Genomic DNA, 19,154 nt, shown 5'->3' on the forward strand with positions numbered 1-19,154 from the left:
AAAAGACAGGCGTGTCGATAGGGCTGCGATCACAACAATGAAGTCGCAATCACGCTCTGTTCAGCGTCGATGAGAAGGACGTCTAGCCATGGCCCAGGACGGGTCATGCACGGGATGCCGCTGCTCGCTTTTACGGCGAGACAACGACAGAGAAAGTCTGCGCGTTATCTTGCCGAGAATCTGCCGGTTACCGAGACCGGCCGACAACTGTCACTCGAACAAGTACCCACTGTGGGTCTCCGCTATTGATGAAAACGCGCGAAGCTTACGCCCCGATGTCTGGAGAGTAAACCCGCAAAAGGAGGTGTGTCGGGGAATGTGGGGGATGTTCAGGAAGGGTTCAGGATTGTGAAACTCTGGTGTTTTCGAAGGCCCCATCGCGAGCAGGCTCACTCCTACATTGGTCCTGCGTACACAGAACATTGTAGGAGTGAGCCTGCTCGCGATAGCGGTCTTTCCAGCGCCGCTGGTCTTAGCTGGCAGTCGCCAACAACAGGTCCGCCATCGAACGATGCCCACGGTTCTTGCCATGCTCATACAAAGAACCGGCAATCTCGTCCGCACGAATCGGTAGCACCGATAGCAACGTATCGCTCAGACCGTGGCTGGCCTGGCAGAAGCCCTGCATGTAGATGCCGGCCTTGCAGCGTTCGTCGGTGATCACTTTGTAGTTGCGATCGACCTCGAAGTCGCCCAGGTATTCTTCCAGCGGTGCCAGCAGTTTGCGGTGCATCTGCCGTTCGTAGCCGGTCGCCAGAACAACGGCATCGTAGTTGCGCACGGTGACTTCGCCGGTGGCGTTGTTGCGCACGGCCAGTTCGATACCGTTTTCGGTCGCGGTAGCGCTCTCGACAGTGGTCAACGTACGGAACGCGTGACGGGCAACCCCGGACACCTTCTGACGATAGAAGATGCCGTAGATGCGCTCGATCAGGTCGATGTCGACCACCGAATAGTTGGTGTTGTGGTACTCGTTGACCAGACGCTCACGCTCGGCGCTGTTCTGCTGGAACACCAGGTCGGTGAACTCCGGGGAGAACACTTCGTTGACGAACGGACTGTCGTCGGCAGGCTTGAGTGCCGAGCCGCGCAGGATCATGTCGACCTGTACCGACGGGAACGAATCGTTCAGATCGATAAAGGCTTCCGCCGCACTCTGTCCGCCACCGATGATCGCGATGCTCATCGGTTTATTGTTGACGCATGGCTGCTTGGCCATTTGCGACAAGTACTGCGAATGGTGGAACACACGAGTGTCGCCCTTCAGCGCCTTGAACGCCTCCGGAATGCGCGGCGTGCCGCCGGCGCTGACCACCACCGAACGGGTGGTCCGCACATGCTGCTGGCCATCGCTGCCACGGGAAATCACCCGCAGCGCTTCAACCTGGTGGTTGTGCAGGACCGGCTCGATGGTCAGCACTTCTTCGCCGTAACGGCTCTGCTCGGCGAATTGCCCGGCAACCCAGCGCAGGTAGTCGTTGTACTCCATACGGCACGGATAGAAGGTGCCGAGGTTGATGAAGTCGACCAGACGACCGTGATATTTGAGGTAATTGACGAACGAGTACGGGCTGGTTGGATTGCGCAGGGTCACCAGATCCTTGAGGAAGGAAATCTGCAACTCGCTCTGCGTCGACAGGGTGTTGCCATGCCAGCTGTAGTTGGCCTGCTTGTCGAGGAACAGCACATCCAGCTCGCCTTGGGTCGGGCCGCGCTCTTGCAGAGCGATGGCCAGTGCCAGGTTCGAAGGGCCGAAACCGACGCCGATCAGGTCGTGAACGATGGGCGATGCAATTGCCTGAGTCATTTCCAGTGTCCTCTGGATGAACCCCTCAACAAGGGGCAAGGAGAGCCTAAGTGACCTGACTGGCCTTGAGCAGGACAGCAGGTCGTCTGTTGAGTAGGAACGAGGACAGTGAAATAAAATTTAACGCAGACGGCTCAATGGGCATCCCATTGCTTGATGCGCAGGCGGCAATGCTTCATGGCATTGACGATGTGCTTTTCCACCAGAGCCTTGGAAATGCCGAGCTGCCGGGCGATTTCCGGGTGCGACAGGCCTTCGATCTTGCGCAGCAGAAAACTTTCGCGACACAGCGGTGACAACTCGGCCAACGCACGCTGAAGCATCTCCAGGCGCTGGCCATGATCAAGGTTGCCGTGGGGAGACGGGGTGAAATAGCGCTCTTCATTATCGAGCACGTCGAGTGACTCGACCTGGCGCAAAGCGTTGCGCCGATGATCGTCGATGACCAGATTCAGCGCGGTTCGGTAGAGAAAGGCGCGGGGTTGCTCGATCGGTGTGTCGCTGGAACGTTCCAGCACTCGCAGATAGGCGTCATGCACCACATCTTCGGCAACCTGACGGTTGCCGAGCTTGGCGTTCAGGAAACACACCAGCTCGCGATAGTAGTTTTCCAACATGACTCCCGGCCGCAAACCTGCGGGTTCTGTCCTTGAGCTCACTGATTGACCCCTGCGCAAAACGCAGTAGCAAGATAGTGGCAACTTGAGGTGCGTAATTTATAGTAATTCTCATATAGATTTAAAGTGGTGTTTATCGTTGACCGACAAATAGTGCTGCTCTATAGCTGTAACTTCGTATGTCCGCAGTTAAATTCTCCTGCACTTCCATCGTTTACAGGACAGCTCCCCGTGTCTGTCGCACCTTGCGACAGCGTTCAGTGCTGCCCGAATCTGTGTGCCAGCCGAACGACGGGCCGATTTTCACTGGCCGGAACCCTGCATGAAACGTCCCCGCCCCGCCCGACGCGCCCTGCTCGTAGTCCTTTGTCTGATCCCCGCTGTCGCGTACGCTGCGTGGCAGATCCTGCCGCCAGGTCGGGATAAATTCACCACTGTGCAAGTGACCCGTGGCGACATCGAAAGCAGCGTCACCGCGCTTGGCACACTGCAACCGCGTCGTTACGTGGATGTTGGCGCGCAAGCCTCCGGGCAGATTCAGAAAATCCATGTCGAAGTCGGCGACGTGGTCAAGGAAGGACAGTTGTTGGTGGAAATCGATCCATCAACGCAAAAGGCCAAGCTTGACGCCGGCCGCTTCTCGGTCGAGAACCTCAAGGCGCAATTGCAGGAACAACGTGCCCAGCACGAATTGGCGCAACAGAAGTATCAGCGCCAACAGAATCTGGCGGCTGGCGGTGCAACCCGCGAGGAAGACGTGCAGACCGCCCGCGCCGAACTGAAAGCCACGCAAGCGCGCATCGACATGTTCCAGGCGCAAATCCGTCAGGCTGAAGCCAGCCTGCGCAGCGATCAGGCCGAGCTCGGCTACACGCGGATCTATGCGCCAATGGCCGGCACCGTGGTCGCCCTCGATGCCCGCGAAGGCCAGACCCTCAACGCGCAACAGCAGACGCCGCTGATTCTGCGCATCGCCAAGCTGTCACCGATGACCGTTTGGGCCGAGGTTTCCGAGGCAGATATCGGCCATGTCAAACCGGGCATGACGGCTTATTTCACCACCCTCAGCGGCGGCAACCGGCGCTGGAGCAGCACCGTGCGGCAAATTCTGCCGGTGCCACCAAAACCGCTCGATCAGACCAGCCAGGGCGGCGGCAGCCCGGCCAGCAGCAGTAAAAGCGGCAGCGCTCGCGTCGTGCTGTACACGGTTTTGCTCGACGTCGATAACGCCGATAACGCCTTGATGGCCGAGATGACTACCCAGGTGTTTTTCGTCGCTGATCAGGCCAGGGACGTCCTCACTGCCCCAGTGGCTGCTCTGCAAGGCAGCGCTACCGCCAACCTGCAAACAGCCCAAGTGGTCGCTGCCAACGGCAAGATCCAGTCGCGCGAGGTACGTACCGGGATCAGCGATCGGCTCAAGGTGCAGGTTCTCGAAGGACTTGACGAAGGTGATCACCTGCTCATCGGCCCCGCTGACGGCAGTGGTGGTTGAATGCAAACGCCCTTGATCGATCTGCAGGACATCCGCAAATCCTACGGCGGCGGCGACGCACCTGAAGTTCATGTACTGCGCGGCATCGACCTGTCGATCCACGCCGGCGAATTCGTGGCAATTGTCGGCGCATCCGGTTCCGGCAAATCGACACTGATGAACATCCTCGGCTGCCTCGACCGCCCGACGTCCGGCGAATACCGCTTCGCCGGGGAAAACGTCGCCGGCCTCGACAGCGACGAACTCGCATGGCTGCGCCGCGAAGCCTTTGGTTTCGTGTTCCAGGGTTATCACCTGATTCCGTCAGGCTCAGCCCAGGAAAACGTCGAGATGCCGGCGATCTATGCCGGCACTCCGGCCGCCGAGCGCCACGCCCGCGCGGCCGCCCTGCTAGACCGCCTCGGCCTGGCCTCACGCACCGGCAACCGTCCGCACCAGCTCTCGGGCGGCCAGCAACAACGGGTGTCGATTGCCCGTGCGTTGATGAACGGCGGCCACATTATTCTTGCCGACGAACCGACCGGCGCCCTCGACAGCCACAGCGGCAAGGAAGTCATGGCGCTGCTCGACGAACTGGCGAGTCAGGGCCACGTCGTCATTCTCATCACCCACGATCGCGAAGTGGCGGCGCGGGCCAAACGCATCATTGAAATTCGCGACGGCCTGATCATCAGTGACAGCGCCAAGGACAACCCCGAAGCCCAGACCAGCGCCAACCCTGGCGCCTTGCAAGCCGTCGATCTGCGCAAACGCCTGGTCGAAGGCGCCGAAGCCACCGGCGCCTGGAAAGGCGAACTAGTCGACGCCTTGCACGCCGCTTGGCGGGTGATGTGGATCAATCGCTTCCGCACCGCGCTGACCCTGCTCGGCATCATCATCGGCGTAGCCTCGGTAGTGGTAATGCTTGCGGTCGGCGAAGGCAGCAAGCGTCAGGTCATGGCGCAGATGGGCGCGTTCGGTTCGAACATCATTTACCTCAGCGGCTCGGCGCCCAATCCGCGCACGCCACCGGGGATCATCACCCTCGACGACGTCCGCGCACTGGCGAGCCTGCCGCAAGTGCAACGGATCATGCCGGTCAACGGCGCCGAGGCCGGTGTGCGGTTCGGCAATGCCGACCACTTGAGTTACGTCGGCGGCAACGACACCAACTTCCCGGCGATCTTCAACTGGCCGGTGGTGCAAGGCAGCTATTTCACCGAGGCCGACGAGGCGAACGCCGCCGCAGTGGCGGTGATTGGCCACAAAGTCCGGAGCAAACTGCTCAAGGACGTGATCAACCCGATCGGCCAATACATCCTGATCGAGAACGTACCGTTTCAGGTGGTCGGTGTACTGGCGGAAAAAGGCGCCAGCTCTGGCGACTCCGACAGCGACAACCGCATCGCCATCCCCTACTCGGCCGCCAGCGTCAGGCTGTTCGGCACCCGCGATCCGGAATACGTGGCCATCGCCGCCACCGACGCACGCAAGGTCAAGGACGCCGAAGAAGCCATCGAGCAGCTCATGCTGCGCTTGCACAACGGCAAGAAGGATTTCGAGCTGACCAACAATGCCGCAATGATCCAGGCCGAGGCGCGCACGCAAAATACCCTGTCGCTGATGCTCGGCTCGATTGCCGCGATTTCCCTGCTGGTCGGCGGCATCGGCGTGATGAACATCATGCTCATGACCGTGCGTGAACGTACCCGCGAGATCGGTATCCGCATGGCCACCGGTGCGCGGCAGCGCGACATATTGCGCCAGTTTCTCACCGAGGCAGTGATGCTCTCGGTGGTCGGCGGCATTGCCGGCATCGCCCTGGCGTTGATCGTTGGCGGCGTGCTGATTCTGAGCGAAGTGGCCGTCGCGTTCTCGTTGATGGCAGTGCTCGGCGCTTTCGGCTGCGCCCTTGTCACCGGTGTTGTCTTCGGCTTCATGCCAGCCCGCAAAGCTGCCCGGCTCGACCCGGTCACGGCCCTTACCAGTGAATGATCGATCTATGAAACCGCGCCTCAGTTTATTGACCGTGTGCCTGATCCTCAGCGCCTGCGGCAGTCCCGTGCAACGCCCCGACAGTGGCGTGCAAGCGCCCGCGATCTGGCAGTCGCCGCACAGCGCCAGCAGCGCCCGCAACAACCTGCAGTGGTGGACGCAGTTCGGCAGCCCCGAGCTGGATCGCCTGATCGAACAGGCCCGCGTCGGCAGTTTCGACCTCGCGGCCGCCGTTGCCCGCGTGCGCCAGGCGCAGGCCGGCACGGTGATCGCCGGCGGCTCACTGCTGCCGGAGGTCAAGGCCGGGCTCAATGCCAATCGGCAGAAACTGCTGCGCGGCAATGGCTACAGCCAGCTCGATGCCAACAGCAGCAACAAAGCCGTGGACTACTTCGACACCAATCTGAGCGCCACTTACGAAATCGATTTCTGGGGCGGCAAACGCGCCTCGCGGGACAGCGCGCAGTTCACTTTGCAGGCCAGCGAATTCGACCGGGCAACCGTCGAGCTGACATTGCTCAGCGGCGTAGCCAGCACGTATGCGCAAACCCTGTCACTGCGCGAGCAGAGCCGCATCGCCGAACTCAATCTGGCCAACGCACAAAGCGTGCTGAAATTGGTGCAGACGCGTTTTGATTCAGGCTCGGCGACCGCGCTGGAACTGGCACAGCAGAAGAGCCTGGTCGCCGCCCAGCAGTGGCAATTGCCGCGCGTGCAACAGCAAGCCCAGGAAGCGTTGATCAGCCTCGCCGCCCTGCTCGGCAGACCGGTGCAGCAACTGTCGCCGACAGAGTCCTTCGATCACCTGCAATGGCCTGATATTGCCGCCGGCGTGCCCAGCGAGTTGCTCACTCATCGTCCGGACATTGCTCGCGCCGAAGCGCAACTGGCCGCCGCCGAAGCTGACGTCAAAGTCGCCCGAGCGGCGATGTTGCCAGCACTGACCCTGACCGCCCAGCTCGGCTCAGGCGCCAACCAGTTCGACGATTTGATTCGCAGCCCTTTCTACAACCTGACCGCCGGGCTGGTCGCACCGATCTTCAACAACGGTCGCCTCGGCGCGGAACGCGACAAGGCCACGGCACGCCAGCAAGAGCTGCTGGAAACCTATCGTGGCGCGATCATTAACGGTTTCGCCGACGTGGAAAAAGCCCTCAACAGCATTCGTCGGCTGGACGAGCAGCGGTTGTGGCAGAACGAAGAATTGAATCAGGCGCAGACCGCTTTCAACATTGCGCAAAGTCGATACGAGGCCGGTGCTGAAGATTTGCTCACGGTATTGGAAAACCAGCGCACGCTGTATGCCGCGCAGGACCAGAATGCGCAACTGCGGCTGTCACGAGTGCAGGCAAGCATTGCGCTGTACAAGGCGCTGGGCGGTGGGTGGACGCAGTAATAGCGTTGCCTGACAGACCGCTTTCGCGAGCAGGCTCGCTCCCACAATGAATGGCTGTGTTTGCGCAATCTGCGAGCAACACCTGATCCTGTGGGAGCAAGCCTGCTCGCGAATGAACGATGACGCAGCCCTCAAGCCGGGCTGGTTTTAGGCTTCAGATTGCGCGCATACCACGGTCGTTGCGGCACGCGGCGGAACAGCCCGGCAAGTTTTTCTTCGTCGGTGATGAAGGTGATGCGCAGCGCCAGTTTCATGGTTTCCGGATCCATTTCCACCGACTTGCCCACCTGCAGACCCGGCGTGGTGCTGCAGCCATGGGTGATCGGCCCCAGCCACGGATCATCAACCTCGACCCAACGCCCCGGCGCAAACCACTGCACGCCATTGACCTGCAGGCGGCTGACTTCACCCGGATGAAAACGCTCATGGGCGCGGAACCAGTCTTCGATGCGATCGTCGATCCAGCCATGAAAGTGCCAGAACGCCGGGTTGACGTGGGATGAAAACGGGTCACCGAGGAAGTCGTTTTCAGCGTTGTACCAGCGCGCAGCGAAGTCTGCCGGATCCCGTGCAAACGGCACCGGTTGCCCATTGGAAGGATCGCGCGGCACCGAAGCCCAACGCATGTGCAGCCAGTCGTGCAGCCCCAGCTCCACTTCGGAGCCGAACTGCCCCAACGTGAGTTTCGCCAGATACGCCGGATCGCGGTATTGCGACTCCCAGACCTGGAAGTTGCTTTCATAGGTTTCAGCAGTCTTGATGTCGCTGACCCACTGACTGAACTCATCGTCGCCCGCCGCCGTCCACGTTGGCGGCAAAGCCGTGCCGTCGTGGTTGTCGAAGTAGCGGGCGAAACCGATGCGATCGCGGATCAACTCCGGCTGCGGTAGCGGGAAATACTCCCAGGACGGCAGGTCCTGCATGGAACGCGCCGTACCGAGCATGTGCCGGTGCATGAAAAAGAAGTCCACGCCGGAGCCGTTGCGATCTTTGCGCGGGCCACGGGCATCTCGCTCCTTGTCACGCGGCCCGGGCTGCCAGCCAATCCCGCGCAGCGCCTCGCGCTTGTCCTCGGGAAGCTTGTGCCATTTGTCGCGCGTCGCATGCCACAACTGGTGGAACAGGCGATGCTCAGGAGAAATCAACCACGCCAGCAGCGTCGCGTTCAGCGGCGTGCGCTCGCGGGCTTCGGGAAACAGCTGCTTGACCGCGACGAAGCGGTTGTCCTGCGCAGGCAAATTCAACGGCCGGTCGAGGCGCAGCGCTTTGCCGCTGAGAGTGCCGCTGCCGGCATTGCCGAAATCGGCCCAGACCTCATCGAGGATCATGTCCAGCTCATAGCTGATCTGGCCATCAGCGCCGATCAACCGCCAACTCAGTTTCGCCGCATCGGCCTTGGCCAGATCACCGAGAATTCGGTAACGAGGTGTTTCGCCAGAGCGCAAACGCTCCGGCGTATCGAGAAAACCGCACACGCCCCGACCTTTATGGCCAATGTCGAGAAGCACCTGCAGACCTTTCTGCGGCAAGCCTGCAAGGCCCGCGTCAGCGCCTTCGAAACGGATATCCCAGACCCCGCGCAAGGCGTTCGCCAGGCGCTGACCGGCCATGTCCGCCACATCAAAAGAGGCCTCGCCCGGCGTGATCGTCGGATCCGGCTTCGTCCATTCACGATGCCCAAAATAAGCCGCCGGCACGGCAGCGCCAGTCAGCGCCAGGCCTGCCATGAACCATCGTCGAGAAATCTTCATTGCCCTACCTGTGTCAGCCATGAAGCAGGCTTTATCCAAGCTAGAACGTTTGTTGCGCAGGTAAATTTATGTGGGTTTGAAAAGATCGCAGCCTTTGGCAGCTCCTACATGGAATGTATATCCCTGTAGGAGCTGCCAAAGGCTGCGATCTTTTAACCTGGCAACCTAAATTCCACGGCCATCCACTCGTTCTTCCCAGATAGCAAAGGCCCCCGCGCCTGCACCTCAATGGCGAACCCGACTGAGATGGCAATGACAAAACCACGTTCGAAAAAGGCTCTATTCATTGGCCTGCCGTTAGCCTTGGCGATCAGCGCCGGCGCAGGCTTTGCCGTATGGCAACACTGGTTCAAGGATGACCTGGGCTACCCGGTCAAAGTCATGAAACAGGCAGATGAGCTGCACGAACGCATGCTCTCTTTCGATAGCCATGTCAGCCTGACGCAGAACTTCGGCACCGACGGCCACGAGGCCGACAAGGACGGTGACGGCCAGTTCGATCTGGCCAAAGCCAATCGCGGTCGCCTGTCCGGCGCGGCACTGACCATCTTCGGCTGGCCAGAAATGTGGAACGGTCCGAACGCACCGCACAAGCCAACACCCGGCTTCGTTGACGAGGCGCGCAACCAGCAGGAAATTCGCTTCAAGATCATCTCCGGCATGGTCCGCGACTATCCCAATCAGGTCGCCATCGCCTACACCCCGGATGATTTCCGTCGTCTGCACGGCGAAGGCAAATTCGCGATTTTCATCAGCATGCTCAACGCCTACCCGCTGGGCCACGATCTGAGCCTGCTGGATATGTGGACGGCGCGCGGCATGCGCATGTTCGGTTTCAGCTACATCGGCAATAACGACTGGGCTGATTCATCGCGTCCGTTGCCGTTCCTCAATGATTCACCGGACGCCCTCGACGGTCTCTCGGATCTGGGCAAGCAAGCGGTCAAGCGCCTGAACGATCTGGGCGTGATCATCGACGTCTCGCAAATGTCGACCAAGGCCCTTGAGCAAGTCGCGCAACTGAGCCGCACGCCGCTGATCGCCTCGCACTCGGCGCCACGCGCGATGGTCGATATTCCACGCAACCTCAGCGACAAGGAAATGCAGCTGATCAAGAACAGTGGCGGCGTGGTGCAGATCGTCGCATTCTCGCAATACCTGCGCCCACTGACGCAGACCACGCAAGACAAACTCAATGAGATGCGCAAGGACTTCGATCTGCCGCCCCTGCCAAACCTGGCCATGGCGTTGATGCCCGGTGATCCGATCATTGCCGCGTGGTCCGAACAGAAGTTCGGCCAGTACGCTGGCCGCCTCTACGGCATCCTCGAAGAAGAGCCGAAAGCCAGCCTCAAGGACCTGGGCGACGCCATCGATTACGCGGTGCGCAAGATCGGCATCGATCATGTCGGCATCAGCTCCGACTTCAACGAAGGTGGCGGCGTCAAAGGTTTCGAGAACGTTGGCGAGATCCGTAACGTCACCGCCGAGTTGATCTCGCGCGGTTATTCCGAGGCGGATATCGCCAAACTGTGGGGCGGCAACTTCCTGCGGGTCTGGGATCAGGTCGAGAAAGCCGCGAAACCGGCACTGGCCGCTGCACCGGGAACCGCTAGGCCATGAGCAATCGTCGTGCTTTTCTCAAGCAGGCCGGGATACTGGCTGCGGCGCTGCCACTGGGTGCGAGCCTGCCCACGCTCGCCAGTGCTTCAGCCGTTGCGCCGCTGCCGCGCAACAAGTGGGCGCAGCTGCAACAGCTGTTCGATCAGGACCCGGACTGGCTGCACTTCTCCAATTTTCTGATCACCTCGCACCCCAAACCGGTGCGCGAGGCCATCGAGCAGCATCGCGCGGCCCTCGACAAAAACCCCGGTCTGGCGATGGATTGGGACCTGGGCGTGATCGAACAGCGCGAGGAAAACGTGCGGGTCTGGGCCGCTCGCTACTTGCAGGCCAACGCCAAGCAGATCGCGCTGACCGGCAGCACCACCGAAGGCCTGGCGACGATTTATGGCGGCGTGCATGTGCGCGCCGACCAGGAAATTCTCACCACCGTCCACGAACATTACGCCACCCACACCATCCTCGCCTTGCGCACCGAACGCGATGGCACGCGGGTGCGCAAGATCCCGTTGTTCAAGGATGTGTACAGCGCCAGCAAAGCCGAAATCCTCGCCAACATCGACAACGCCATACGCCCCGAAACCCGCGTGCTGGGCATGTGCTGGGTACATTCGGGCAGCGGCCTGAAACTGCCAATCGGCGAGATCGGCGCAATCGTCGACAAGCACAATCGCGGTCGCAGCGATGCCGACCGGATCGTCTATGTGGTCGACGGCGTGCACGGCTTCGGCGTGGACAACCTCAACTTCGCGCAAATGAACTGCGACTTCTTCATCGCCGGCACACATAAATGGATGTTCGGCCCACGCGGTACCGGGATCATCTGCAGCCGCTTCGAAGACGTCAGATACGTCACGCCGGTTATTCCGACGTTCTCCGAAGCCACAGCGTTTTCCACCACCATGACCCCGGGTGGCTACCACGCGTTCGAGCATCGCTGGGCACTGGACGAGGCGTTCAAGTTGCACCTGCAACTGGGCAAGGCTGATGTCGAAGCACGCATTCACGCGCTCAACAGTTACTTGAAACAGCGCCTGCAACAACGTCCGCAAATCGAACTCGTCACGCCGTTGAGTCCTGCGCTGTCCGCCGGTTTCACATTCTTCCGGGTCAAGGGCAAGGACAGCGACAAGATCGCTGCGCACCTGATGGCCAACCGTGTGGTCGCCGATGCCGTCCACCGCGATGTCGGCCCGGTGATCCGCACCGCCCCCGGGCTGCTCAACGACGAAGCACAAATCGACCGTCTGCTGGCCGTGCTCGACCAAGCCCTCTGAGCGCTCCCTTTTTCTTTTAGCGAGACCCGCCATGAACAGTGAACTGCGTCGTTTTCCTCTCAAGACCCTGCCGGCGCTGATGCTCACCGCCCTCGCCGCCGGCCTGCTGCCTGGCGCTGCCCAGGCTGCCACACCACCGGCGCCGGGCAAGGTGTTCAAGGACTGCAAGGACTGCCCGGAAATGGTCGTGCTGCCCACCGGCACCTTCACCATGGGCACCCCGGACGATGAAGTCGGCCGCGAGCCTGACGAAGGCCCGATGCACCCGGTGACGTTTGCCCAGCCGCTGGCGATCAGCCGTTTTCAGGTACTGCGCGGCGAGTGGGATGCCTACCTCAAGGACAGCGGCTACAAAATGCCCGACGGCGACACGCGTCCAGGTCGTGCGTGCAAGGCCGGCATTCCCGACTATCAGGGCAGCGACCCGCGCAAACAGTACACCGACAAGCACCCAGCAGTGTGCATGGACTTTCCTGAAATCGAAGCGTACGTGGCGTGGCTGTCGAAAAAGACCGGCAAGCAATATCGACTGGTCAGCGAATCCCTGCGTGAATACGCCGCACGTGGTGGCAGCACCGGGCCGTTCCCCTTCCCATTCGATGAGGGGAAGGAATACAGCATCGCCAAACACGCCAACACTTACGGCGCCGCCGATGGCTACAACTTCACGGCGCCGGCCGGCAGCTTTCCAGCCAATGCCTTCGGCGTGTACGACATGCACGGCAACATCTATGAATGGACCGCCGACTGCTACAACGAAAACTACGTCGGCGCACCGAGCGACGGCAGCGCCTGGCTGAGCGGCAAATGCGAGATCCGCCGCATCCGAGGCAACGACTGGGGCGAAGCGCCAGTGTTCTCCCGCTCCGGTAACCGCAATGCCACCTACACCGACACGCGCGGCGACTGGATCGGCTTTCGCGTCGCCCGCGATCTGTAACGCCATCGCCGGCTAAATTAGCCGTCCCGCCAGTCGTTTTACAGGTGAGCGCGAACCGCCACGGTGCGCCACCGCCCTCTACGTCATCCAGGCGAAGTCCGCGATCAATAGCGGCCTTCGCCGCTCTTTCAAGCAGGGAACCTCCATGAGCAAACCAACACGCGGGGTGATCAAAGAATTGTTCGCCCTGCTCAAACCCTTTCGGCTGATTGTGACCGTCTCGACCCTGCTCGGTATGGTCGGCGGTCTGAGTGTCACCGCGTTGCTGGCGACCATCAACAGCGTGCTGCACACCGAGGGCGACCTGAGCAACACCATGGTCGCGCTCTTCGCCGGGTTGTGCCTGCTGGCCCTGACCAGTTCGATTTTCTCCGACATCGGTACCAACTATGTCGGCCAGCACATCATTGCCAAACTGCGTAAGGAGCTGGGCGAGAAAGTCCTCTCGGCCCCCATTGAACAGATCGAGCGCTATCGCAGCCATCGGCTGATCCCGGTGCTGACCCACGACGTCGACACCATCAGCGACTTCGCTTTCGCTTTCGCCCCGCTGGCGATTTCCATGACCGTCACCCTGGGCTGCATGGGCTATCTGGCGATGTTGTCATGGCCGATGTTTTTGATGGTGGTGGTCGCGATTCTGCTGAGCACGATCATTCAGTACATTGCTCGCGGGCGTGGCATGCAGGGCTTCATGAAGGCCCGCGACTACGAAGACGAGTTGCAGAAAAACTACCACGCCGTGGCTGAAGGCGCGAAAGAACTGCGCATCCACCGCCCGCGCCGGCACCGCATGTTCGTTGCCGGCATCGAAGGAACGGCGAACAAGATCTGCGACACCCAGGTACGCTCGGTGAATACGTTCGTCATTGCCAAAACCCTGGGTTCGATGCTGTTTTTCGTGGTCATCGGTTTGGCGCTGGGCTTGCAATCGCTATGGCCGAGCGCCGATAAAGCGGTGATCAGCGGCTTCGTGCTGGTGTTGCTGTACATGAAAGGTCCGCTGGAACATTTGATCAGCACTTTGCCAATTGTCAGCCGCGCACAGATCGCGTTTCGCCGCATCGCCGAACTGTCGGAGCAATTTTCTTCGCCCGAACCACACCTGCTGCTCAGCGAGCAAGGCCCGAAAAACAAAGTCGTGCACAGTCTGGAACTGACCGACGTGTCGTACAGCTTCCCCACCGTGGAAGGTGCATCGCCGTTTCGTCTGGGCCCGGTGAACCTGAAAATCGAACAGGGCGACATCATTTTCATCGTCGGTGAAAACGGCTGTGGCAAGACCACTCTGATCAAGCTGTTGCTGGGCCTGTACGCGCCGCAACAGGGTGAGATCCGCCTCAACCAGCAGATCATCGACGCCGCGACCCGCGATGATTATCGTCAGTTGTTCACGACGATTTTCGCCGACTATTACTTGTTCGACGACGTGGTCCAGGGCGACACGCATATCCCGGAAGACGCCAACAAATACCTGCAGCGTCTGGAAATCGCCCACAAGGTCAGCGTGCGTGACGGTTCGTTCACCACCACCGACCTGTCCACCGGCCAGCGCAAGCGTCTGGCGTTGATCAACGCATGGCTGGAAGAGCGTCCGGTGCTGGTGTTCGACGAATGGGCCGCCGACCAGGACCCGACCTTCCGCCGCATTTTCTACACCGAGCTGCTGCCTGACCTGAAGCGTCTGGGCAAAACCATCATCGTCATTTCCCACGACGATCGTTACTTCGATGTCGCCGACCAATTGGTGCGCATGAGCGCCGGCAAAGTGGTCACCGAGCTTCAACCCGCCTGATTGTGAAAAATTTGTAAAAAAAGTGCGTTGAGCCTTTCCGGTTTTCGGAAGGTTCAACGTCTTATTTACAGTTAATAGAAATAGTTCTCAGTCAACACTTTGAAGAGTAGAAGAATAATGCCCGCACCGCACGGACTCCACCCGCTCGCCAAGGCTCTGCTGATCCGCCGTTCTTTCCGTTCCACGTTGCCAGCGCTGTGCGCCATGGTTCTGACCTTGCCGATGATCGGCCAGGCGCAGGCTGCGGCCGTGGCGATCAATATTCCTGCCCAGTCGCTGGGGAGCGCTTTGCAGGAATTCGGCCGCCAGACCAACCTTCAGGTGCTGTACAGCCCGGATGAAGTGAGTGGTCTGCGCAGCAGCGCGGTCAGCGGCAACCTGGAACCGACTGCCGCCATCGCGCAGTTGCTCAACGGCACCGACATTGCCTACAGCGTTGAAGGCAATAACGTCGCGTTGCGCTCGCGCAGCAACAGCGGCGCCAGTCTGGATCTGGCACCGACCAACATCTCCGCCACCGCGGAATCGGCCTGGGGTCCGGTCGACGGGATCGTCGCCAAACGCAGCGCCACGGGTTCGAAAACCGATACGGCAATCAAGGTCATCCCGCAGACGATCAACGTCGTCACCCAGGACGAAATCAAGATGCGCGGTTCGCAATCGGTCACCGAGGCCCTGCGTTATACCCCGGGCATCACTGGTGGCGGATTCGCCGACCGCGTGAAGATTTTTGACGAGCCGACTTCCCGCGGCTTCTCCCCGACTCCGCTGTACCTCGACGGCCTGCACATGCCTTACGGCGGCGGCAGCACCGGCGGTTCGCTGCAGATCGACCCATACACCCTGGAGCGCATCGAAGTGCTCAAAGGTCCGGCCTCGGTGCTCTATGGTCAGAACCAGCCTGGCGGCATCGTCAACATGGTCAGCAAGCGTCCGACCGCGACACCGCTGCACGAAGTGAAGATCGGTGGCGGCAGCTACGACCGCGCCTACGGTGCCTTCGACCTCGGCGGCCCGATCGACGATCAGGGTGAATTCCTCTATCGCCTGACCGGTGTGGTCAACGACAGCAACTCGGCCATCGACTACGCCAGCCAGAACCGCATGATGCTGGCGCCAAGCCTGACCTGGCTGCCGAACGACCGCACCACCATCACCGTGTTCGGCCAGTACCAGAAGGACCACGACGTACCGGAAGCCCAGGGCCTGCCAGCGTTCGGCACAGTCAAGAGCACCTCCAATGGTCGCATCAGCCGCAGCCGCTTCATCGGCGAGCCGGACGTGAACAAATACCATCGCGAGCAGTTTGTCGTCGGTTACGAAATCGCTCACGAACTCAACGACGTCTGGACCTTCAAGCAGAATGCCCGTTACGCCGACGTCAACGACCAGTACGTCGCGCCGCTGCACGGCTATTCGTTCCCGACCAACCCGGTCACCGGCCTCAACGACAGCAGCTTCCAGAGCCGTTACGCCGTGGACTGGTCGCAGCACAACAAGGTCTACGGCCTCGATAACATTGCCCAGGCCAAGTTCAAGACTGCCGATATCGACCACACCGTGCTGTTGGGCGTGGACTACTACCACTTCAACTCGAAGTTCCTTGGCCTGTATGACCGCACTGCTCCGGGTATCGACCTGTACAACCCGGTGTATGGCAGCGCGATCAACTTCCGCCAGCCGTACAAATGGGATAACACCATCACCCAGACCGGTCTGTACGCTCAGGATCAACTGCGCTGGAACCAGTGGTTCCTGACCCTCGGCGGTCGTTACGACTTCGCCGAAACCGACAACAAGCAACCGCTGACCGGTGGTCACAGCAACCAGAAAGACGAGAAGTTCACCGGTCGCGCCGGCCTTGGCTACGAGTTCGAGAACGGCATCACCCCTTACGTGAGCTACGCCGAATCGTTCCTGCCGCAAACCGGTACTGACATCGGCGGTGGTGCGTTCGAACCGACCACCGGCAAGCAGTACGAAGTCGGTATCAAGTACGAACCGACCTTCGTCGACGGTTTCATTCAGCTGTCGGCTTACCAGATCGACCAGGACAACATGCTGACCACCGACCTCAACAACCCGGGGTTCAGCGTGCAGAGCGGTACGGTGCGTTCGCGTGGCGTAGAGTTGGAAGGCAAGGTCAATGTCACGCAGAACCTGCGCGTACTGGCCGCCGTGTCGCGTAACCAGACCAAGTGGCACAGCGCCAACGATGGTCGCGAAGGTCGCACCGTGGCCATGGCTCCGCCGCTGACCGCATCGGCGTGGATCAACTACGACTTCGACATTTCTACTGCTCTGGCCGGTTTCGGCATGGGCCTGGGTGCTCGTTACGTACAACAAAGCTACGGCTCGGACTACGAGTCGGATTCCTTCCAGGTACCGTCGTACACCGTGTATGACGCGATGGTTTCCTATGATCTGGAAAAATCGCCTCTACATGTCAAAGGTGTGAAGCTGCAGGCTAACCTGCAGAACATCACCGACGAGAAGTATGTTGCCGCGTGCAACGGGACCCTCGACTGCTACTACGGCGAAGGCCGTACCATGACTGCTGACGTGACCTACAACTGGTAATACGTTTTGCGCTCACTGAAACGCCGGCATTTGCCGGCGTTTTTTTTGGGGATCTTGGGTTTTGGGTGTATATCCGTTGCTTCGGGTGCTGCCGCTGGCGGTTTCGCTCTTACAGCGACTCACTTTTTCAAACGCCAAAAAGTAAGCAAAAGGCTTTGCCCCTGGCGTACGGCACTTCGCTTAGGCTCAGTGTTCCCTCGCTACGGTGTCCATCCGGGGGCATCGCCTACGGTTTGCTTCGCTGCACCTCCTCTCGATGTGTTCGACTTCGTCGAACGGCGCTGCGCGCCTACCCCCGGATGAACACCTCCGTTCGGCCTGCCGATGGGGCAAAAGATCAAAAGCCGAAGCCGAAGCCAGATCAAAAGCCAGATCAAGAGCCCCTCACCCTAGCCCTCTCCCTGAGAGAGAGGGGACTGATCGGGCTGTTTGGGAGGGATACGCCGACGTGCAATTCCGCGTTGAACTCAGGTCTTGAATAGCCCATAAATCGGCTCCCTCTCCCTCGGGAGAGGGCTGGGGTGAGGGGCAAGAGCACCACAAAAACAAAAGCCGTGCGCGCCGTGCTCTTCACCACTCAATAGGCCGAGTGTCAGCTCGCCTGCTCTTGATCTTGATCTGTAAGGCGACATCGGAAGGCTGAGTGGAGGGATTGATCCGGGCGTGGGAGCGCAGCGACCGTTTGGCGAAGCCAAACACAGCGAGAGGAGGTGCAGCGAAGCAAACCGGAGACGCTGCGCCCGGATCGATCCCGCAGCGAAGGAACCCCGAGCCCCAGCGAGCGGGCCGCACGCAGGAGCAAGCCTTTTTGGTTACTTTTTCGGCGTCTGGAAAAAGTGACCCGCCGTAAGGGCGGAACCCTAATCAGCAACACCCGCAGCAACGGATATTCCCCCCCCCCCTCGTCAAGCCAAAGCAAACACCTCTACCAAGCACCCAGCAATATGCTCCTGCGCCTCTTCAGCCTCATCAATAATCGCCCCCATGCGCATGAAGTCGTGGGTCATTCCCTCATAAACCTTCAACTCCACCGCAACCCCCGCCGCCTGCAAGTGACGCGCATACGCCACGCCCTCATCGTGCAACGGATCACACTCGGCCAACACCAACAGCACCGGCGCAACGTTAGCGTTAACCTCAGCCAGCAACGGCGAGAAACGCGGATCGAGACGATCACTGGCATCACGCTGATAGTGCTCATAAAACCACTGCAGCGAAGCCTTCTCCAACAGATACCCTTCGCCGAACTGCTCGATGGAAGGCGTGCTGCGACTGGCATCGGTGACCGGATAGATCAGCACCTGCAAGCGCGGCTGCACAGCCGCATCCGTCAGTTGCGCGGCGAGCACCGTGGTCAGGCTGCCACCGACGCTGTCACCGGCAATCGCCAGACGCGCGGCATCGATGCCCAGATCCGCAGCACGGGCCACCAGCCAGTCCCAGGCATCGCGGGCGTCGTTGGCTGCCGTCGGAAAGCGAAACTCCGGCGCCAGCCGATACGCCACCGACAACACCACACAATCAGCCATCGAAGCCAACGCCCGGCACAGAGAATCGTGGGAATCGAGGCTGCCGACCACATAACCGCCACCATGGAAATACAACAGCGCCGGACGCCCGGCACCACTACTCAAAGGCTGATTGCTGTAGATCCGCGCGTTCAGACGCGTGCCATCGCGCACCGGCAATTGCAGTTCATCCACCACAACCAGCTCTTCGCCGCCGGCGTCCATCAACAACGACGACTGATCAAACTGTTCGCGAGCCTCTGCCGGGCTCAGCTCATGCATGCCAACGCGCTTGCCACTGGCCCGGCCGTTGCCGACCAGTTGCAGGAACGCGGCGATATCAGGGTTCAACGACATTCGTATCTCTCCAGACAGGTCGAGCGCCATAAAG

At 60.5% G+C, this 19,154-nt stretch carries 12 protein-coding genes; 8 read left to right on the plus strand and 4 right to left on the minus strand.

What is annotated here, in order from left to right; all coding sequences use genetic code 11:
* Positions 1–472: 472 nt before the first annotated feature.
* Positions 473–1,807 (minus strand): lysine N(6)-hydroxylase/L-ornithine N(5)-oxygenase family protein, encoded by a 1,335-nt coding sequence (locus ACI514_RS15745; protein WP_405121992.1) that lies wholly within the window; start codon positions 1,805–1,807, stop codon positions 473–475.
* 134 nt (positions 1,808–1,941) lie between these two features.
* On the minus strand, positions 1,942–2,424 hold the full coding sequence (locus tag ACI514_RS15750) for a sigma-70 family RNA polymerase sigma factor (RefSeq protein ID WP_405121993.1): 483 nt from the start codon (positions 2,422–2,424) through the stop codon (positions 1,942–1,944).
* Between the two features lie 322 nt (positions 2,425–2,746).
* Between ACI514_RS15750 and ACI514_RS15755 the strand changes: the two genes are divergently transcribed.
* The 3 genes from ACI514_RS15755 to ACI514_RS15765 are packed head-to-tail and all read left to right on the plus strand — an operon-like array spanning position 2,747 to position 7,289.
* Complete coding sequence (locus ACI514_RS15755; protein WP_160057119.1) at positions 2,747–3,919, plus strand: efflux RND transporter periplasmic adaptor subunit; 1,173 nt, start codon at positions 2,747–2,749, stop codon at positions 3,917–3,919.
* Positions 3,920–5,893, plus strand: coding sequence for a MacB family efflux pump subunit (locus ACI514_RS15760; protein WP_160057118.1), 1,974 nt, complete (start codon positions 3,920–3,922; stop codon positions 5,891–5,893). It abuts the gene before it with no gap.
* 7 nt (positions 5,894–5,900) lie between these two features.
* Entirely contained in the window at positions 5,901–7,289 is a 1,389-nt protein-coding gene (locus tag ACI514_RS15765; RefSeq protein WP_405121994.1) for an efflux transporter outer membrane subunit, read from the plus strand.
* Between the two features lie 131 nt (positions 7,290–7,420).
* Here the strand turns inward: ACI514_RS15765 and ACI514_RS15770 are convergent, their stop codons facing one another.
* The gene (locus ACI514_RS15770) at positions 7,421–9,040 is read right to left on the minus strand and encodes a PvdJ/PvdD/PvdP-like protein (RefSeq protein ID WP_405121995.1); all 1,620 of its coding nucleotides are present in this window, start codon (positions 9,038–9,040) and stop codon (positions 7,421–7,423) included.
* Positions 9,041–9,292: 252 nt separating this feature from the next.
* Between ACI514_RS15770 and pvdM the strand changes: the two genes are divergently transcribed.
* The 5 genes from pvdM (at position 9,293) to ACI514_RS15795 (ending at position 17,255) form a co-directional block, all read left to right on the plus strand.
* Positions 9,293–10,663, plus strand: a complete 1,371-nt coding sequence (gene pvdM / locus ACI514_RS15775; RefSeq protein WP_405121996.1) for a pyoverdine-tailoring dipeptidase-like protein PvdM — start codon at positions 9,293–9,295, stop codon at positions 10,661–10,663.
* Positions 10,660–11,940 carry an aminotransferase class V-fold PLP-dependent enzyme gene (locus tag ACI514_RS15780; RefSeq protein WP_405121997.1) on the plus strand — a complete coding sequence of 427 codons (1,281 nt, stop codon included), beginning with the start codon at positions 10,660–10,662 and terminating at the stop codon, positions 11,938–11,940. Before pvdM ends, ACI514_RS15780 begins: the two co-directional genes overlap by 4 nt.
* 31 nt (positions 11,941–11,971) lie before the next feature.
* Complete coding sequence (locus ACI514_RS15785; protein WP_160057113.1) at positions 11,972–12,880, plus strand: formylglycine-generating enzyme family protein; 909 nt, start codon at positions 11,972–11,974, stop codon at positions 12,878–12,880.
* Between the two features lie 145 nt (positions 12,881–13,025).
* Positions 13,026–14,675: a cyclic peptide export ABC transporter gene (locus tag ACI514_RS15790; protein WP_405121998.1), complete on the plus strand. Its 1,650-nt coding sequence runs from the start codon at positions 13,026–13,028 to the stop codon at positions 14,673–14,675.
* Positions 14,676–14,792: 117 nt separating this feature from the next.
* Positions 14,793–17,255 (plus strand): TonB-dependent siderophore receptor, encoded by a 2,463-nt coding sequence (locus ACI514_RS15795; protein WP_160057111.1) that lies wholly within the window; start codon positions 14,793–14,795, stop codon positions 17,253–17,255.
* 905 nt (positions 17,256–18,160) lie between these two features.
* Here the strand turns inward: ACI514_RS15795 and ACI514_RS15800 are convergent.
* On the minus strand, positions 18,161–19,120 hold the full coding sequence (locus ACI514_RS15800; protein ID WP_160057110.1) for an alpha/beta hydrolase: 960 nt from the start codon (positions 19,118–19,120) through the stop codon (positions 18,161–18,163).
* Positions 19,121–19,154 lie beyond the last annotated feature (34 nt).

Origin of the sequence: Pseudomonas sp. M20 (assembly GCF_045037865.1) — a bacterium.
Classification (GTDB): Bacteria; Pseudomonadota; Gammaproteobacteria; order Pseudomonadales; family Pseudomonadaceae; genus Aquipseudomonas.